Below are 16,114 nucleotides of genomic sequence, written 5' to 3'. Positions count from 1 at the left end.
CCTGCGTCACGGTGCGTTCGGGGCCTTCCGACGCGTGTAACCGTAAAGCGCGATCAACTCGCTGGCGACATGGGCCCCGGCAATCGCGGTGGCGCCGGTGGTGTCATAGGGGGGCGAGACCTCGACCACATCGCCGCCGACCAGATTGACGCCCGCCAACCCGCGCAGGATCGCCGCCGCCTGCCAGCTGGCCAAGCCGCCCCAGACCGGCGTGCCGGTGCCGGGGGCAAAGGCCGGGTCGAGGCAATCGATGTCGAAGCTGATATAGGTCGGACGATCCCCCACCACCGCCTTGATCCGCGCCACGGTTTCGTCGACGCCCGCGCGATGCACGAAGGGCGCATCAAGGATGGTGACGCCGCAAGTGTCGGGGTTGTCGGTGCGGATGCCGACCGAGACCGTCGTCTCGGGCGCGACGACGCCCAGTTTCAGCGCCTTGTAAAGGAAGGTGCCGTGGTCGATCCGGCTCATGTCGTCATCGGCCCAGCTGTCGGAATGGGCGTCGAAATGGATGAGCGCAACGGGGCCGTGATGGGCCGCATAGGCGCGCAGGATCGGCAGGGTGATGAAGTGATCTCCGCCGAGGGTGATCGACCCGGCGCCTTGTGCCAGAATTCCCGCGATGTGATCGGTGACCCGGTCCGGGAAGCTCGCGGTATGGGCATAGTCGAAGGCGAGATCGCCGTAATCGGCGATCGCGAGTTCGCTGAACGGATCGAAGCCCCAGCCATAGGGTGCATCAAACGCCTGCAGCGTCGAGGCTTCGCGGATCGCGCGCGGCCCGAAGCGGGTGCCCGGACGATGCGTCACCGCCTGATCGAAGGGCACCCCGGTCACCGCAAGGTCGATGCCGGTCAGGTCCTTGCTGTAGCGCCGCCGCAGAAACGAGGTCGCGCCCGCAAAGGCATTCTCGAAGGCAAGGCCGCGCGGATCTTGCCGCGTGAAAGCCATATCTATCTGATTTTTCGCGTCTTCCAGTGCCATGCAGATGCCCCCTTTTCATCGCATAGCGCCCTGATAAACTTGAGGTGTCAACCAAAACCTGCGTCACCCCGCCACATCTGGACTTATTCTAACTTGATGCAGATCAACACCTCGGATTGACCAGCTGTTTAGAAGTATTCCATATTCAAAACACGGAGGGACACCGATGAAACGCAACAAGATCAGCCTGTTGGCGGCGATGACGCTGCTTGCCTCCCCCACGCTGGCCGATGATGCGGCACTGCGCGAGGAGGCAAAGGGGCTTTTCGAAGTGATCCCGATGCAGGCGCCGCAGCTGGCCGACAACAACACCGTCACCCGCGACAAGATCGATCTGGGGGCGATGCTGTTCTTTGATCCGCGGATGTCGAAATCGGGCGTCTTCTCCTGTCAGTCCTGTCACAACGTCGGGCTTGGCGGGGTCGACGGGCTGGAAACCTCGATCGGGCATGGTTGGCAGAAAGGCCCGCGCAATGCGCCGACCGCGCTGAACGCCGTCTTCAACATCGCGCAATTCTGGGATGGCCGCGCCCCCGATCTGGCCGCGCAGGCCAAGGGTCCGGTGCAGGCGGGTGTCGAGATGAACAACACCCCCGACAATCTGGTCGCCACGGTGAAATCGATGCCGGGTTACGTCGACGCCTTTGCCAAGGCCTTCCCCGGCCAGTCCGACCCGATCAATTTCGACAATTTCGCGCTGGCCGTCGAAGCCTTCGAAGCGACGCTGATCACGCCGAACTCGAAATTCGACCAGTGGCTGACCGGCACTGACGGGGCGATGAGCGAGGATGAAAAGGCCGGTCTGAAGCTCTTCATCGACACCGGTTGTTCGAGCTGCCACAACGGCATCAACATCGGCGGCAACGGCTATTATCCCTTTGGTGTGGTCGAGGCCCCCGGCGCCGAGATCCTGCCCGCGGGCGACACGGGCCGCTTCAAGGTCACCAAAACCGCCTCGGACGAATATGTGTTCCGCGCCGGGCCGTTGCGCAACATCGCGCTGACGGCACCTTATTTCCACTCCGGCAAGGTCTGGGATCTCAAGGAAGCGGTCTCGGTGATGGCGAATTCGCAGCTTGGCGCGAAGCTCGACGACAAGCAGGTGGAACAGATCACGGCCTTCCTTGGAACGCTGACCGGCGAGCAACCCGAGGTGGTGCATCCGATCCTGCCGGCGCGCACGGCCGAGACGCCGAAACCTGTGCAGATGAACTGATATTGCACCAAATTTCGGCACGAACGGCGCGGGGACTTTCCCCGCGCCTGTCTTTTCGGCAGTCCCGAAACCGGGTCACGCCGGGGGGAACGCTGAAAAGGAATACCTCACAGACATATTGCCGCAAGGACACCGTTGCACTGTCAATCGCCGCGAATTCCTGACATATGTCAAAACAATATCTGTGACATGCCTATTCCGTTTTCGGCAAATCCTGGAGCCAGCATGCGACTGACGACTCGGACCAACCTGGCGATGCGCACCCTGATGTTCTGTGCGGTCAATGGCGACCGCATCGTGCGCAAGCACGAGATCGCCGAGGCCTGCAACGCCTCTGAAAACCATCTGGCGCAGGTGGTGAACACGCTTGCGCAACGCGGCTTCATCGAAACACAACGGGGCCGCTCCGGCGGGCTGCGATTGGCGCGACCGATGGACCAGATCAGTGTCGGCGAGGTGCTGCGCACCTTCGAGGCGGTGCTGCCCTTCGTCGAATGTCTGGACGGCGAGAACAACACCTGCCCGCTCTGCGACGCCTGCCGCTTCCGCGATGCGATCGGCGCGGCACTTGAGGCGTTCTACACCGCAATGGACGCGCATTCGGTGGGCGATCTGGTGCGCGACAACGCCGCACTGGAGACCCTTCTGCGCCTGCCCGGGGCGCAACGGATCTCGATCTGCGGCGGCCCGGCACGGGCGCGTGCGGCGGTGGCGGCCGAACTCGAGGCCTGAGCGCCCTTCACGGAAATGTTTCGAAAGAAACGCAATTCTCACGAACCCGCGCCCGGCCCCGGCGCGGGTTCGGCCATTTTCCGCCCGCGATTTTCGGGTAACGCTAACGCTCCTTTCATCGTGAGTTGAACTTTCGGGCGGGCCTGTTTAGCTGCGTCATAGTGTCGCCGCAATTCAAGCGCCCCATGAAGGGGCAAGCGGTAACAACGAGGCCCGAGATGCAACAGACGCAACAAATGGGAATGGTGTCTTCCGACCAGCCGGAAGGCATGCAACGCCAACAGGCCGATGCGAAAGCCTCGGCGCAGCAGCAGGGTCATGCAGAAAAGCCCGTGCAGGCTGGCAAGACGATCACCGACTGGGCCTCGATCTGAGGCCCTCGGTCCGGGCCTGTTCGCGGGCCTGACGCTCCCTGCCCCTGCGCGGGCAAGACTTGCGGGACGGCTCCTGATCGGGGATCATGCCTTGATCCGGAGCGTCCCATGAAGTCCCCCATGACATCGCCACTGACTGACATCCCCGGGATCGGACCCGCCACGGCGGAGGGTTTCCTGCGATCGGGCATCACCAGCGCCGAGGCGCTGCGTGCCATGGGTGCCGATGCCGCTTACGAGGCCTGGCTTCGGGGCGGGAACCCGCCGCATTTCATCGGATATTACGCGCTCGTGATGGCGCTGCAGGGACGGCCGTGGAATGACTGCCGCGGCGCCGAAAAGGACGCGCTCAGGGTCAAGTTCGATGCGCTGAAAGCGCGTGCTCTGGGAAATCAAAAGGGCCACCCCGGGATCGAGGCGGCCCTTGATCTGATTGGCGTCGGCCTGCGGCGCTAGCCGCAAGCCGCAACGGACCGGCGATCAGCCGACCAGTTCGAGGCCCGAGAAGAAGTAGGCGATTTCGACCGCGGCGGTTTCCGGCGCGTCCGAACCGTGGACCGAGTTTTCGCCGACCGAGAGGGCGAATTCCTTGCGGATGGTGCCGTCAGCGGCGTTCGCCGGGTTGGTGGCGCCCATCACTTCACGGTTCTTGGCGATCGCGCCTTCCCCTTCGAGCACTTGCACGACGACCGGCTCGGACGCCATGAATTCGCACAGCTCGCCGTAGAAGGGGCGTTCCTTGTGCACTTCATAGAACTTGCCGGCTTGTTCGAGGCTCAGCTTGATGCGTTTTTGCGCGACGATGCGCAGACCGGCTTCCTCGAATTTGGCATTGATCTTGCCGGTGAGGTTGCGGCGCGTCGCGTCGGGTTTGATGATCGAAAGCGTGCGTTCGATGGCCATGAGGGAAAGCCTCTTTGGTTGGGGACCGGAAGGCCGGTCAGAAAAGCGTCTGGCGCCTGCTATCATGCGGCAGGGATGTTGAAAACCCCCGCGCGACTGCCGTTTTGGGCAGGAAATGCGACAAATGCGCAACGCTGCCCCGGAAGGATTGCCCCTGCCCCCACCTGCGCGCCATTGACGCGGTCCACAGGCTGGGGCAGAGCCGGAACATGCTCACGCTTGACGCCATCACCTATGCCATCGAGGGCCGCCCGCTGTTCGACGCAGCCTCGGCCCGGATCCCCACCGGCCACAAGGTCGGCCTTGTCGGCGCCAATGGCGCGGGGAAAACCACGCTTTTCAGACTGATCCGGGGCGAGCTTGCGCTCGAATCGGGCGAGATCGGTCTGCCCCTGCACGCCCGCATCGGCGGTGTCGCGCAGGAGGTGCCCTCCTCCGCCACGAGCCTGATCGACACCGTTCTGGCCGCCGATACCGAGCGCGCCGATCTTCTGGAGGAATCGCAGACCGCGACCGACCCGGGGCGCATCGCGGAAATCCAGACCCGGCTGGCCGATATCGACGCCTGGTCGGCCGAGGGCCGGGCCTCGGCGATCCTGCGCGGGCTTGGCTTTGACGCCGAGGCGCAACGCCGCCCCTGTTCGGATTTCTCGGGCGGCTGGCGGATGCGCGTCGCGCTGGCGGGGGTGCTGTTCGCGCAGCCCGATCTGCTGCTTCTGGACGAACCGACGAACTATCTCGACCTCGAAGGGGCTTTGTGGCTGGAACAATATCTGGCCCGCTACCCGCATACGGTCATCATCATCAGCCACGACCGCGATCTTTTGAACCGCGCCGTCGGCTCGATCCTGCATCTGGAAAACCGCAAGCTGACGCTGTGGAACGGGCCTTACGACCAGTTCGCCCGCCAACGCGCGGCGGCGCGGGCCAATCTGGCGGCGGCGGCGAAGAAGCAGGAGGCGCGGCGGGCGCATCTGCAAAGCTTCGTCGATCGCTTCAAGGCCAAGGCGACGAAGGCCGCGCAGGCGCAGGCACGCGTCAAGATGCTGGAAAAGATGGAGCCGATCACCGCCCCCGAAGAAGCTGCGAAACAGGTCTTTACCTTCCCCACGCCCGAGCAGCTGTCGCCGCCGATCATCACGCTCGATGGTGCCGCGGTGGGCTATGGCGACAAGCCGATCCTGCGGCGGCTCAATATGCGCATCGATCAGGATGACCGGATCGCGCTTCTGGGCCGCAACGGTGAGGGGAAATCGACGCTCTCGAAGCTGCTCGCGGCCAAGCTTGAAACCTGCGAGGGGCGGATTGCCCGGTCCTCGAAACTGCGGATCGGCTATTTCGCCCAGCATCAGGTCGACGAACTGGATCTGAACGCGACGCCGCTGCTTCACCTGCAGCGCCTGCGCCCCGAGGAGCATCAGGCGAAGCTGCGCGCGCGGCTGGCCGGGTTCGGACTGCTTGCGGATCAGGCAGAAACCGCGGTCGGCAAGCTGTCTGGCGGGCAGAAGGCGCGGCTCTCGCTGCTGCTCGCCACGCTTGATGCCCCGCATCTTCTCATTCTCGACGAACCGACGAACCACCTTGATATCGAGAGCCGCGAGGCGCTGGTCGAGGCGCTGACCGCCTATTCGGGCGCGGTGATCCTTGTCAGCCACGACATGCACCTGCTTGGCCTCGTGGCCGACCGGCTCTGGCTGGTCAAGGGCGGTGCCGTGGCGCCCTACCCCGCCGATCTGGAAGCCTACCGGGCGGAATTGCTCGCGGGTGATCCCGACGAGAGACCCGCACCGAAACCAGCCGAGAAGAAGGCCGCCCCGCCCTCGCGCGAGCGGATACTGGCGCTGCGCTCCGAGGCGCGCAAATGCGAGGAGCGGGTCGAGAAACTGGCCGAGATGCTGGCCAAACTTGACGAGAAACTGGCCGATCCTACCCTCTACGAAGCGGCCCGCGCCGCCGAGCGCGAAAAGTGGATGCTCAAGCATGCCGAAGCGCGCGAGGCGATGGGCCGGGCCGAGGAACTCTGGATGGCGGCGCTGGAAGCGCTGGAAACCGCGATGGCGGGCTGAGGGCTAAGCCCGAAGGCACAGGTAAGACATGACGCGCAAGATCATCATCGATACGGACCCCGGGCAGGATGACGCCGTGGCGATCCTTCTGGCCCTTGGCAGCCCCGAACTCGAGGTGCTGGGGATTACCTGCGTCGCGGGCAATGTGCCCTTGGCGCTGACGACGAAAAACGCGCGGATCGTCTGCGAACTGGCCGGGCGGCGGGATGTGAAAATCTTCGCGGGCTGCGACCGACCGCTTCTGCGCCCGCTGGTGACGGCAGAATATGTGCATGGCAAGACCGGGCTCGACGGGATCGCCCTGCCCGAGCCGACGATGCCGCTGCAAGACCAGCATGCGGTTGATTTCATCATCGAAACCCTGCGCAGCGAGGCCCCGGGCACGGTCACGCTTTGTCCGCTCGGGCCGCTGACGAACATCGCGACCGCCTTCCGCCGCGCGCCCGAGATCATCTCGAAGGTCGAGCAGATCGTGCTGATGGGGGGCGCCTATTTCGAAGTCGGCAACACCACCCCGGCGGCCGAATTCAACATTTACGTCGACCCGCAAGCGGCTGAAATTGTGCTGAAATCCGGAGCGCCTGTAGTCATTGTGCCGCTCGATGCGACGCATAAGGCGCTGACCACACGCCCGCGGATCGAGGCGTTCCGGGCGCTGAACACCCCCGTCGGCGCGGCGGTGGCGAGCTGGACCGATTTCTTCGAGCGCTTCGACATGGCGAAATATGGTTCCGAAGGCGCGCCGCTGCATGACCCCTGTGTCATCGCCTGGCTGCTCCGCCCCGATCTGTTCGAGGGCCGCTTCATCAATGTCGAGATCGAGACCCATTCGGAGCTGACGATGGGCATGACCGTCGCCGATTGGTGGCGCGTGACACAGCGCGCACCGAATGCGCTTTTCTTGCGGGATGTCGATGCCGAAGGGTTCTACTCCCTGCTGACGGAACGGCTTGCACGTCTCTGACACCGACTGTCTCGCGCGCAGAACAACGGCGCGGCTTTTCTTTGTAGCAATTACGCACTCTTTCTTGACGAACGTCACAGGCGCAGCACATCGTTGCACATGCGACTGTCCTTCGACAATTCCTATGCCCGCCTGCCCGAGCGTTTCTTTGCCCGGCTGGGGCCAGATGCGGTCGCCGCCCCAGCACCGATCGTCGTCAACCGGGCTCTGGCTGCGCGGCTGGGGATCGATGCCGACTGGCTTGCCAGCGCCGAGGGCACCGAGGTTCTGGCAGGAAATCGCCTGCCAGAGGGCGCCGAGCCGATCGCGCAGGCCTATGCGGGGCATCAGTTCGGCGGCTTCGTGCCGCAACTGGGCGATGGCCGGGCGATCCTTCTGGGCGAGGTGCTGGCGCCCGATGGCGCGCGGCTTGACTGGGTGCTGAAAGGCGCGGGTCGCACGCCCTGGTCGCGCGGCGGCGACGGGCGGGCCTGGCTTGGGCCGGTGTTGCGCGAATATCTGGTCTCGGAGACGATGGCGGCCCTTGGCGTGCCGACGACGCGGGCGCTTGGCGCGGTGCTGACCGGGCAGACCGTCTATCGCGACGGGTTCCACAAGCCGGGCGCGGTGATCTCGCGCATTGCGGCCAGCCATATCCGCGTCGGCACGTTCGAGTATTTCGCCGCGCGGCAAGATCAGGAAGCGCTGGCAACGCTTTGCGAATACACGATTTCCCGCCATTATCCCGACGTGGACGGCCCGCTTGGGCTGCTGGCGGGTGCCGTCGAGGCGCAGGCGAAGCTTGTCGCGCAATGGCTGTCGTTCGGCTTCATCCATGGGGTGATGAACACCGACAATTGCGCGCTCTCGGGCGAGACGATCGATTACGGCCCCTGCGCCTTCCTCGATGTCTATCATCCGCAAAAGGTGTTTTCTTCGATCGACAGTTACGGCCGCTATGCCTATGCGAACCAGCCGCAGATCGCGCTCTGGAACCTGACGCAGCTGGCCTCCTGCCTGTTGCCGCTGATCGGCCCCGAGGAAAAGGCGGTCGAACAGGCGCAGGCGGTGCTGGATGGCTTCGCCCCGGCCTATCAGGCGGCTTGGCTGTACCGGATGGGCCGCAAGATCGGGCTTGAGCGCGCCACCGAGGCCGACCGGCCGCTGATCGAGAGCCTGCTCTCGCGCATGGCCTCCGAGGGGGCCGATTTCACCCGCACATTCCGCGGTTTGGTCACCGGGCAGGCGCGGGACGAGTTCCCCGATCCCTGTGCCTTTGACAGCTGGGAAACGCTTTGGCAGGCGCGGCTCACGCGCGAGGTCGTGCCGCAGGCGGTGCTGTCTGCCGCCAACCCGGTGCGAATCCCGCGCAATCACCGTATCGAAGAGGTGATCACCGCCGCTGTGCTGGGGGATTTCGCCCCCTTCCATCAGCTGCAGGCGGCACTCACCCATCCGTTCGACCCTAACCCGGATTTTGCCGCCTTCGAGGCTGCCCCCACCCCCGACGAACGCGTCACCCGCACCTTTTGCGGCACCTGACTTGTGGCGGATACAATCGCACGCTGGACCTTTGAGCGGCGCGCTGGCAGGGGACCGCCATGGGACATGGTGTTGAAAATCTCCGCGGAAGTCTGCTGATGGTGCTTGCGATGGCGGGCTTCGCCATCGAGGACATGTGCGTCAAATTCCTCGCCGGGCACATGCCCGTGGGCGAGGTGCTGATGCTGCTTGGCATCGGCGGCACGGCGATCTTTGCCACGCTCGCGGCTCGCAACGGCGACCGGCTGGTGTCACGCGATCTGCTGGCGCCCGCGGTGATCGGGCGCAATTTCGGCGAACTCGTCGGCACCCTCGCCTTCGTCTGCGCCGTGGCCTTCACGCCGCTTGCCCAAGCCTCGGCCATCCTGCAGGCAACGCCCTTGGCGGTGACGCTGGGGGCCGCGCTTTTCCTCGGCGAGCATGTCGGCTGGCGGCGCTGGTCGGCAATCGGCGTCGGTTTTCTGGGCGTGCTGATCGTGATCCGCCCGGGGACCGAAGGATTTTCGGTGCTCTCGCTTTTCGCGGTCGTCGGCGTTCTCGGCCTTGCCGCGCGCGATGTGGTGACGCGCCGCGTGCCGAAGTCGATCACCTCGATGCAACTTGCAACCTACGGATTTGCCTCGGTGATTCCGGCGGGGGCGATGCTCGTTCGGTTTCAGGGGCCGGTGCTGATGCCCACCGCCTTCGATCTTGCGTCGATCGCGGCGGCGCTGGTCTTCGGCACCGCGGGCTATTATGCGCTGATCGCGGCGATGCGGATCGGCGAGGTCGCGGTGATCACCCCCTTCCGCTACACCCGGCTGATCTTTGCGCTGATCATCGGCTGGGCAGTCTTTGCCGAGGCCCCGGACCGCTGGACGCTGATCGGCGGCGCGGTCATCGTCGCCTCGGGGCTTTACACTTTGGCCCGTCAGCGCCGTCTGGCCAAGGCCGAAGTCCCTGCCGCCTGACGCAAAAATTTCACGCGAAGTCGGACGCTAACACCGCCGTTAACGCTATCAAGGGCCTTTTCGCTGCGGCAGCATGGGGCTATAGAGGGGGCGATTTACCAATCGGAGCACTCCCATGAGCACGATCATCGACATCCACGCGCGCGAAATCCTCGACAGCCGTGGTAACCCGACCGTCGAAGTCGACGTGACCCTTGAAGACGGCACGATGGGCCGCGCCGCCGTGCCCTCGGGCGCCTCGACCGGTGCGCATGAAGCGGTGGAACGCCGCGATGGCGACAAGTCGCGCTACATGGGCAAGGGCGTTCTGGAAGCCGTGATGGCGGTGAACGGCGAGATCGCCGAGAACCTCGTCGGCGAAGACGTCACCGATCAGGAAGGCATCGACAAGCTGATGATCGAGCTCGATGGCACCCACAACAAGGGCCGTCTGGGCGCGAACGCCATTCTGGGCGTGTCGCTGGCCTGCGCGAAAGCCGCCGCCGATTTCACGGCGCAGCCGCTTTATCGCTATGTCGGTGGCACCTCGGCCCGTGTCCTGCCGGTGCCGATGATGAACATCATCAACGGCGGCGAGCATGCCGACAACCCGATCGACATTCAGGAATTCATGATCATGCCGGTCAGCGCGGGCAATATCCGCGACGCCGTGCGCATGGGTTCGGAAGTGTTCCACACGCTGAAGAAGGAACTGTCGGCCAAGGGGCTCTCGACCGGTCTGGGCGATGAGGGCGGCTTTGCGCCGATGCTCGCCTCGACCCGTGACGCGCTCGACTTCATCCTGAAGGCGATCGAAAAGGCGGGCTACAAGCCGGGCGAGGACATCTATCTGGCGCTCGACTGCGCCTCGACCGAATATTTCAAAGGCGGCAAATACGAGATGAAGGGCGAGGGCCTGTCGCTGACCTCGGCCGAGAATGTCGATTATCTGGCCAAGCTCTGCACCGAATATCCGATCATCTCGATCGAGGACGGCTGCGCCGAGGATGACTGGGACGGCTGGAAGCTGCTCACCGATGCTTTGGGCGACAAGGTGCAGCTGGTCGGTGACGATCTCTTCGTGACCAACCCGGCGCGTCTGGCCGAGGGCATCAAGAAAGGCGTCGCGAACGCGATGCTGGTGAAGGTGAACCAGATCGGCTCGCTCTCGGAAACGCTGAAGGCGGTCGAGATGGCACATCGCGCGCGCTACACCAACGTGATGTCGCACCGCTCGGGCGAGACCGAGGATGCGACGATCGCCGATCTGGCCGTCGCGACGAACTGCGGTCAGATCAAGACCGGCTCGCTCGCCCGCTCCGACCGGCTGGCGAAATACAACCAGCTGATCCGCATCGAGGAAATGCTGGGCGAGACCGCCGAATACATGGGCCGCGCGATCCTGAAATAAGCCCTCGGGCTTTTTCTTGGTCCAAATACGCAAATTCCGCCGGAGGCACCCTGCCCTCGGCGGTTTTTCTTTGACTTGTCTGCCTCCGGCGGGCGTATTTGCGCCAGGAAAAAACCCGGAGGGATCATGGGCGAGGCAGATCGGATCATCGCGAAACTCGGGCTGGAACCGCATCCCGAAGGCGGCTGGTATCGCCAGACCTGGGTGGCCGAGGCGGAACCGGGCGCGCGCCCGGTGGGCACAGCGATCCTGTTTCTGCTGAAAGCAGGCGAAGCCAGCCATTGGCACCGCGTCGATGCGGCCGAGATCTGGCATTATCACGCGGGCGCAGCGCTCGAATTGCGGATTGCCGCGACCGAGGCCGGGCCGGTGACGCGGCTGCGGCTTGGCCCCGATGTGCTCGGCGCCGAAGTCGTGCAGGGCATCGTGCCGATCGACCATTGGCAGGCGGCGCGGACGCTTGGCGACTGGACGCTGGTTGGCTGCACCGTCAGCCCCGGCTTTCGCTTCGAGGGGTTCGAGATGGCCGCGCCGGGGTTCGAGATCGATGACCTCCCGCCCTCGGCGCGGTGACCTGTCCCCTTATCTCCAGAACCCGCGCTTGAAGAGATCGGAGAGATCGGTCAGCCAGCTTGCGGGCGGCAGATCGAGCACCGCCAGCGCGATCAGCGCGCCCACAACCGCGAGCGCCAGACCGACCTCGCGGCGATGCGACAGCATGTGCATCTGTGCCGACCAGAGCAGGTTGGTGATCACCGGCCAATGCAGCCAGATGTGCCAGCCCGCCGCGAAAAGAAAGAAGACCCCCAGCGTCAGGTGCAGGCTTTCCCATTGCACGCGGGTGAGGAAGGCCAGATGCCAGCCGATGTCCATCGCGATCCGGCCCGAAGGCGCAATCGCGATCGCAAGGCCCGAGACGGCAAGGCCAAGGAAGGTGAAGCCTGCCAGAAAGACCGCCGCAGCGCGGTTCGAAAACGGTTGGGAAGCAAGGTGTGTCATCGCATCCTCCTGTCGTTTCCCATGATACGCAGAAGGGGGCGATTTCCGTCTATTCCCGCGGGCGGCTGAGCTTGCCACCGCCTACCAGTGCCGCAACGCCGGTCGTCGTGGGCCCCGAGGTCGGCAGGCCGCGGGCGACGCGGACGGCGAGATAGGCGAAGGCCTGGGCCTCAAGCATGTCGCCATCAAGGCCGATGTCTTCGATCGGGGCCACCGGACAGGGCAGCCGGGCCACCAGTTCCGCCATCAGCGCCGCGTTGAGGCGACCACCGCCCGAGACCAGAACGAGGTCTGGCGGGCTCGGGAAATGCTCGAAACCGCGGGCCACGGCAGCGGCGGCGCAGGCGGTGAGCGTCGCCACCGCATCGGCATCATCAAGCCGATCAACAAACGCAAGCGCCGTGGCGAATTCATTGCGGTCGAGCGATTTCGGCGGCATGCGGAAGAAATGCCGGTGGCCAAGGAATGTCCTCACCCCGGCCTCGTCCACCCGCCCCTTCAACGCGAGCGCGCCGCCGATATCGGCCGCAGCGCCCAAACGATGGCGCATAAGATCATCGATCGGCGCATTCGCCGGGCCGGTGTCGAAGGCCAGAACCGCGCCTTCAGCTTCGGGCGCGGGCTGGCGCGGGTCGAGCCAGGTCACATTGCCGACGCCGCCCAGATTGAGAAAGGCGCAAGGCATGCTGAGCCCGGCCCAGGTCGCACAGGCGAAATGGAAGAAGGGCACCAAAGGCGCCCCCTGCCCGCCCATCTCGACATCCATGGAGCGGAAATCCCAGACCACGGGGCGGCCCAGAACCTCGGCCAGAACCGCGCCATCGCCAGCCTGATGCGTGCGGCGCTGGCCGTGCAGCCCGTTCGGATCATGCGCCAAAGTCTGACCGTGAAATCCGATCAGCACCTCCTCCGCGTCCGCGGGCAGATCGGCCAGAAGACCTGCAAGAAGTTCGGCATGCGCGGTCTCGACCACCTCCGCAGCCTCAGCCACGCCATCTTCGCCCTGCCAGCGGCCCAGGGCGCGATGGATCACGCCACGCTCGGCGGGCGTATAGGGGCGGTAGGCCTTGGGGCCGAAATCGAGGATCGCATGGCCGTCGGTCAGCAGCGCCGCCGCATCGACGCCGTCAAGCGAGGTTCCCGACATCGTGCCGATCGCCCAGACCGGCTGCGATTTTGCGCCCGTTTTCAACATCTCTTCCCCTTTTGCGCCTGCGCCGATATACGCATGGGGCCAGCCAAGGGACAAGCACGATGACTTATCATCCGAAATCGGAATTCCTGCGCGTCATTATCGAGCGCGGTTTTCTGGCCGATTGCACCGATCTTCAGGAACTCGACGCCGCTTTGGCGGGGGGGATGGTGACCTGCTATATCGGCTATGATGCCACGGCGGCCTCGCTGCATGTCGGGCATCTTCTGAACATCATGCTGTTGCGCTGGTTCCAGAAGACCGGACACAAGCCGATCACGCTGATGGGCGGGGGCACGACGAAGGTGGGTGACCCCAGCTTCCGCAGCGAGGAACGGCCGCTGCTGACGCCCGAGAAGATCGACGAGAACATCGCCGGAATGCAGCGGGTCTTTGCGCGCTATCTTGATTACAAGGACGAAGGCAATGGCGCGCTGATGCGCAACAATGCCGAATGGCTTGATGATCTGAACTACCTCGAATTCCTGCGTGATATCGGGCGGCATTTCTCGGTCAACCGGATGCTGAGCTTCGAATCGGTGAAATCGCGGCTCGACCGCGAGCAGTCGCTGAGCTTCCTCGAATTCAACTACATGATCTTGCAGGCCTATGATTTCCTTGAACTGAACCGCCGCTATGGCTGTCTGTTGCAGATGGGCGGGTCGGATCAGTGGGGCAATATCGTCAACGGCATCGATCTGACGCGCCGGGTGCTGGATCGCGAGATCTTCGGGCTGACGACACCGCTTCTGACCACCTCGGACGGGCGCAAGATGGGCAAGTCGCAGGGGGGCGCGGTCTGGCTGAATGGCGAGATGCTGAGCCCGTATGAGTTCTGGCAGTTCTGGCGCAACACGACCGATGCCGATGTGGGCCGGTTCCTGAAGCTTTACACCGATCTGCCGGTCGCGGAATGCGAGCGTCTGGGCAAGCTCGAGGGCTCCGAGATCAACGGTGCGAAAATCATTCTGGCGAATGAAGTGACGCGGCTTCTGCACGGTGCCGAAGCCGCGGCCGCGGCCGAGGCCACCGCGCGCGAGGTCTTTGAAAAAGGCGGCGTGGGCGAGGATCTGCCGACGCTGACGCTTGGTGCCGAGGAAGTGGCCGAGGGGATCAGCCTTGCGCAGCTCGTCGTGCGCTCGGGTCTCGCCAAGACCGGCAAGGACGGCAAGCGGCTGATTTCCGAGGGCGGTCTGAAAGTGAATGACGAGATCTGCACCGATGCCGGGCGGATGTTCGCGCCCGCCGATCTGGCCGCGCCGGTGAAGCTGAGCGCGGGCAAGAAGCGCCATGCGCTGGTGAGCCTGGGCTGAGCGAGGCCGGGGCTCTGCCCGTCGCCGATTGGTCTTGAACCAATGGCGCACCAATCGGCGACCCCGGGATATTTCGGGCAAGATAAAGGAAAAGGGCGCTCCTGACGGGCGCCCTTTTATCTTGCGTCAAATATCTCGGGGGTGAGACCGGAGAAAGAAAGGCTCCGGTGGAGCCTTTCCCGGTCGAACGCCCGAGCCCCGCGAGGGCATGAGGGGCAGAGCCCCCTGCGCCAGCGTCACTCGACCGTGGCCTTGACGATGTAATCCGGGTTGTCGACGAGACCGTTCATCTCGGGCGCGCCCTTCTTGATCTTGTCGACGAGATCCATGCCTTCGACCACATGGCCGACGATGGTGTATTGGCCGTCCAGATGCGGGGCGGCGTCGAACATGATGAAGAACTGGCTGTTGGCCGAGTCGGGGCTGGCGGACCGGGCCATGCCGACCATGCCACGGGTGAAGGAGCGGTTCGAGAATTCCGCCGGAAGGTCGCCGTATTTCGACCCGCCCATGCCCGCCATCGACAGATCGCCGCCACGCTTGCCGAATTGCACGTCGCCGGTCTGCGCCATGAAGCCCTCGATCACGCGGTGGAAGACCACGTCATCATAGGCATGTTCATTGGCGAGCTGGGTGATGCGCTCGACATGCTGCGGCGCGACGTCGGGCGAGAGGTCGATCACGACCTTGCCCGAAACCGAGCCCCCGATCTCAAGCACGAGGTTCGGACCCGGGCCATCGGGCGCGGTGGTGCCATCCTGCGCCATCGCCCCCGTGGCCGCAAAGGCCAGTGCCGTGGCAAGGAGCAGCTTACGCATCGGCCGCCACCCGCACGGTGATCATCCGGTCCGGGTTCGCCGGCGGCTCGCCGCGCGCGATCTTGTCGACGAATTCCATCCCCGAGATCACCTGACCGTAGACGGTGTATTGGCCGTTCAGGAAGTTGTTGTCGGCGAAGTTGATGAAGAACTGGCTGTTGGCCGAGTTCGGGTTCATCGAGCGCGCCGCACCAAGCGAGCCGCGGGCGTGCGGGACCTTGGAGAACTCGGCTTTCAGATCGGGATATTGCGACCCGCCCGTGCCGGCGCGGCGCGGGTTGTAGTCCTTTTCCATATTGGCGTTTTCGACGTCGCCCGTCTGCGCCATGAAGCCGTCGATCACGCGGTGGAAGGCCACGTTGTCATAGGCGCCATCGCGGGCCAGTTGTTTCATCCGCTCGCAGTGCAGCGGCGCCACATCGGTGAGCAGCTCGATCACCACCGGCCCATCCTTGAGGGTGATGATGATGGTGTTTTCGGGATCCTTGATCTCGGCCATGGGGCTCTCCTGAATTTGGTCTGGGCGCAACTTAAGGGCTGGGAGGCGCTAAGGAAAGGGCAAAGCGGTGCGGGAATTTCGTCGCAGCCGGGCGGGATTTCGCCGCCCGCGCGGCCGCAAGGCGTTGACGACCCCGTCACATCCGGGCAATTTTGCGCGAGCCGCAGGTGGACGGCCCCCACCTCGCGACCCA

General features: G+C 64.5%; 17 protein-coding genes. 11 read left to right on the top strand and 6 right to left on the bottom strand.

Features of this window, described 5'->3' with window-relative positions; translation table 11 throughout:
* Positions 1 to 6: 6 nt before the first annotated feature.
* Positions 7 to 984, bottom strand: a complete 978-nt coding sequence (gene speB / locus ACTTAI_RS10515; protein WP_444455664.1) for an agmatinase — start codon at positions 982 to 984, stop codon at positions 7 to 9.
* 166 nt (positions 985 to 1,150) lie between these two features.
* Between speB and ACTTAI_RS10510 the strand changes: the two genes are divergently transcribed.
* From ACTTAI_RS10510 to ACTTAI_RS10495, 4 genes are all read left to right on the top strand, one after another.
* Complete coding sequence (locus ACTTAI_RS10510; RefSeq protein ID WP_444455663.1) at positions 1,151 to 2,200, top strand: cytochrome-c peroxidase; 1,050 nt, start codon at positions 1,151 to 1,153, stop codon at positions 2,198 to 2,200.
* Between the two features lie 225 nt (positions 2,201 to 2,425).
* Positions 2,426 to 2,932, top strand: coding sequence for an RrF2 family transcriptional regulator (locus ACTTAI_RS10505; RefSeq protein ID WP_444455662.1), 507 nt, complete (start codon positions 2,426 to 2,428; stop codon positions 2,930 to 2,932).
* Positions 2,933 to 3,150: 218 nt separating this feature from the next.
* A complete protein-coding gene (locus ACTTAI_RS10500) occupies positions 3,151 to 3,306 on the top strand; it encodes a hypothetical protein (RefSeq protein ID WP_444455661.1) in 156 nt (51 codons plus the stop codon).
* 108 nt (positions 3,307 to 3,414) lie between these two features.
* Complete coding sequence (locus tag ACTTAI_RS10495) at positions 3,415 to 3,762, top strand: TfoX/Sxy family DNA transformation protein (protein ID WP_444455660.1); 348 nt, start codon at positions 3,415 to 3,417, stop codon at positions 3,760 to 3,762.
* A 24-nt stretch (positions 3,763 to 3,786) separates the two neighbouring features.
* Here ACTTAI_RS10495 and ndk read toward each other — a convergent pair whose 3' ends face one another.
* Positions 3,787 to 4,209, bottom strand: coding sequence for a nucleoside-diphosphate kinase (gene ndk / locus ACTTAI_RS10490; RefSeq protein ID WP_097070160.1), 423 nt, complete (start codon positions 4,207 to 4,209; stop codon positions 3,787 to 3,789).
* Positions 4,210 to 4,418: 209 nt separating this feature from the next.
* On the opposite strand from ndk, the gene ACTTAI_RS10485 reads away from it, so the two are divergent.
* The 6 genes from ACTTAI_RS10485 (at position 4,419) to ACTTAI_RS10460 (ending at position 11,673) form a co-directional block, all read left to right on the top strand.
* Positions 4,419 to 6,275, top strand: coding sequence for an ABC-F family ATP-binding cassette domain-containing protein (locus tag ACTTAI_RS10485; RefSeq protein WP_444455659.1), 1,857 nt, complete (start codon positions 4,419 to 4,421; stop codon positions 6,273 to 6,275).
* A 28-nt stretch (positions 6,276 to 6,303) separates the two neighbouring features.
* The gene (locus ACTTAI_RS10480; RefSeq protein ID WP_444455658.1) at positions 6,304 to 7,239 is read left to right on the top strand and encodes a nucleoside hydrolase; all 936 of its coding nucleotides are present in this window, start codon (positions 6,304 to 6,306) and stop codon (positions 7,237 to 7,239) included.
* 99 nt (positions 7,240 to 7,338) lie between these two features.
* Positions 7,339 to 8,760: a protein adenylyltransferase SelO gene (locus tag ACTTAI_RS10475; RefSeq protein WP_444455657.1), complete on the top strand. Its 1,422-nt coding sequence runs from the start codon at positions 7,339 to 7,341 to the stop codon at positions 8,758 to 8,760.
* Positions 8,761 to 8,819: 59 nt separating this feature from the next.
* Entirely contained in the window at positions 8,820 to 9,710 is an 891-nt protein-coding gene (locus ACTTAI_RS10470; RefSeq protein ID WP_444455656.1) for a DMT family transporter, read from the top strand.
* Positions 9,711 to 9,825: 115 nt separating this feature from the next.
* Complete coding sequence (gene eno, locus ACTTAI_RS10465; RefSeq protein ID WP_444455655.1) at positions 9,826 to 11,100, top strand: phosphopyruvate hydratase; 1,275 nt, start codon at positions 9,826 to 9,828, stop codon at positions 11,098 to 11,100.
* A gap of 126 nt (positions 11,101 to 11,226) precedes the next feature.
* Positions 11,227 to 11,673 carry a cupin domain-containing protein gene (locus tag ACTTAI_RS10460; RefSeq protein WP_444455654.1) on the top strand — a complete coding sequence of 149 codons (447 nt, stop codon included), beginning with the start codon at positions 11,227 to 11,229 and terminating at the stop codon, positions 11,671 to 11,673.
* A 9-nt stretch (positions 11,674 to 11,682) separates the two neighbouring features.
* On the opposite strand, the gene ACTTAI_RS10455 is transcribed toward ACTTAI_RS10460, so the two are convergent.
* Positions 11,683 to 12,099 carry a DUF4405 domain-containing protein gene (locus ACTTAI_RS10455; protein WP_444455653.1) on the bottom strand — a complete coding sequence of 139 codons (417 nt, stop codon included), beginning with the start codon at positions 12,097 to 12,099 and terminating at the stop codon, positions 11,683 to 11,685.
* Positions 12,100 to 12,148: 49 nt separating this feature from the next.
* Positions 12,149 to 13,294: an anhydro-N-acetylmuramic acid kinase gene (locus ACTTAI_RS10450; RefSeq protein WP_444455652.1), complete on the bottom strand. Its 1,146-nt coding sequence runs from the start codon at positions 13,292 to 13,294 to the stop codon at positions 12,149 to 12,151.
* A gap of 59 nt (positions 13,295 to 13,353) precedes the next feature.
* Between ACTTAI_RS10450 and tyrS the strand changes: the two genes are divergently transcribed.
* Positions 13,354 to 14,604, top strand: a complete 1,251-nt coding sequence (tyrS, locus tag ACTTAI_RS10445) for a tyrosine--tRNA ligase (RefSeq protein WP_444455651.1) — start codon at positions 13,354 to 13,356, stop codon at positions 14,602 to 14,604.
* 236 nt (positions 14,605 to 14,840) lie between these two features.
* On the opposite strand, the gene ACTTAI_RS10440 is transcribed toward tyrS, so the two are convergent.
* Both ACTTAI_RS10440 and ACTTAI_RS10435 read right to left on the bottom strand, forming a co-directional pair.
* Positions 14,841 to 15,422 (bottom strand): peptidylprolyl isomerase, encoded by a 582-nt coding sequence (locus tag ACTTAI_RS10440; protein WP_444455650.1) that lies wholly within the window; start codon positions 15,420 to 15,422, stop codon positions 14,841 to 14,843.
* On the bottom strand, positions 15,415 to 15,921 hold the full coding sequence (locus ACTTAI_RS10435) for a peptidylprolyl isomerase (RefSeq protein ID WP_444455649.1): 507 nt from the start codon (positions 15,919 to 15,921) through the stop codon (positions 15,415 to 15,417). The genes ACTTAI_RS10440 and ACTTAI_RS10435 overlap by 8 nt, the downstream gene beginning before the upstream one ends.
* Positions 15,922 to 16,114 lie beyond the last annotated feature (193 nt).

The sequence above is a fragment of the Rhodobacter capsulatus genome, from assembly GCF_052363175.1.
GTDB lineage: Bacteria > Pseudomonadota > Alphaproteobacteria > Rhodobacterales > Rhodobacteraceae > Rhodobacter > Rhodobacter capsulatus_D.
This window is presented reverse-complemented; position numbering and strand designations above follow the sequence as displayed.

Excerpts from the sequence above, each read along its gene's own strand:
- ACTTAI_RS10500 (WP_444455661.1), top strand. The coding sequence starts at position 3,151 with ATGCAACAGACGCAACAAATGGGAATGGTGTCTTCCGACCAGCCGGAA.
- ACTTAI_RS10470 (WP_444455656.1), top strand. The coding sequence starts at position 8,820 with ATGGGACATGGTGTTGAAAATCTCCGCGGAAGTCTGCTGATGGTGCTT.
- eno (WP_444455655.1), top strand. The coding sequence starts at position 9,826 with ATGAGCACGATCATCGACATCCACGCGCGCGAAATCCTCGACAGCCGT.
- ACTTAI_RS10435 (WP_444455649.1), bottom strand. The coding sequence starts at position 15,921 with ATGGCCGAGATCAAGGATCCCGAAAACACCATCATCATCACCCTCAAG.
- ACTTAI_RS10460 (WP_444455654.1), top strand. The coding sequence starts at position 11,227 with ATGGGCGAGGCAGATCGGATCATCGCGAAACTCGGGCTGGAACCGCAT.
- ACTTAI_RS10475 (WP_444455657.1), top strand. The coding sequence starts at position 7,339 with ATGCGACTGTCCTTCGACAATTCCTATGCCCGCCTGCCCGAGCGTTTC.
- tyrS (WP_444455651.1), top strand. The coding sequence starts at position 13,354 with ATGACTTATCATCCGAAATCGGAATTCCTGCGCGTCATTATCGAGCGC.
- ACTTAI_RS10440 (WP_444455650.1), bottom strand. The coding sequence starts at position 15,422 with ATGCGTAAGCTGCTCCTTGCCACGGCACTGGCCTTTGCGGCCACGGGG.
- ACTTAI_RS10450 (WP_444455652.1), bottom strand. The coding sequence starts at position 13,294 with ATGTTGAAAACGGGCGCAAAATCGCAGCCGGTCTGGGCGATCGGCACG.
- ACTTAI_RS10505 (WP_444455662.1), top strand. The coding sequence starts at position 2,426 with ATGCGACTGACGACTCGGACCAACCTGGCGATGCGCACCCTGATGTTC.
- ACTTAI_RS10510 (WP_444455663.1), top strand. The coding sequence starts at position 1,151 with ATGAAACGCAACAAGATCAGCCTGTTGGCGGCGATGACGCTGCTTGCC.
- ACTTAI_RS10480 (WP_444455658.1), top strand. The coding sequence starts at position 6,304 with ATGACGCGCAAGATCATCATCGATACGGACCCCGGGCAGGATGACGCC.
- ACTTAI_RS10485 (WP_444455659.1), top strand. The coding sequence starts at position 4,419 with ATGCTCACGCTTGACGCCATCACCTATGCCATCGAGGGCCGCCCGCTG.
- speB (WP_444455664.1), bottom strand. The coding sequence starts at position 984 with ATGGCACTGGAAGACGCGAAAAATCAGATAGATATGGCTTTCACGCGG.
- ndk (WP_097070160.1), bottom strand. The coding sequence starts at position 4,209 with ATGGCCATCGAACGCACGCTTTCGATCATCAAACCCGACGCGACGCGC.
- ACTTAI_RS10455 (WP_444455653.1), bottom strand. The coding sequence starts at position 12,099 with ATGACACACCTTGCTTCCCAACCGTTTTCGAACCGCGCTGCGGCGGTC.
- ACTTAI_RS10495 (WP_444455660.1), top strand. The coding sequence starts at position 3,415 with ATGAAGTCCCCCATGACATCGCCACTGACTGACATCCCCGGGATCGGA.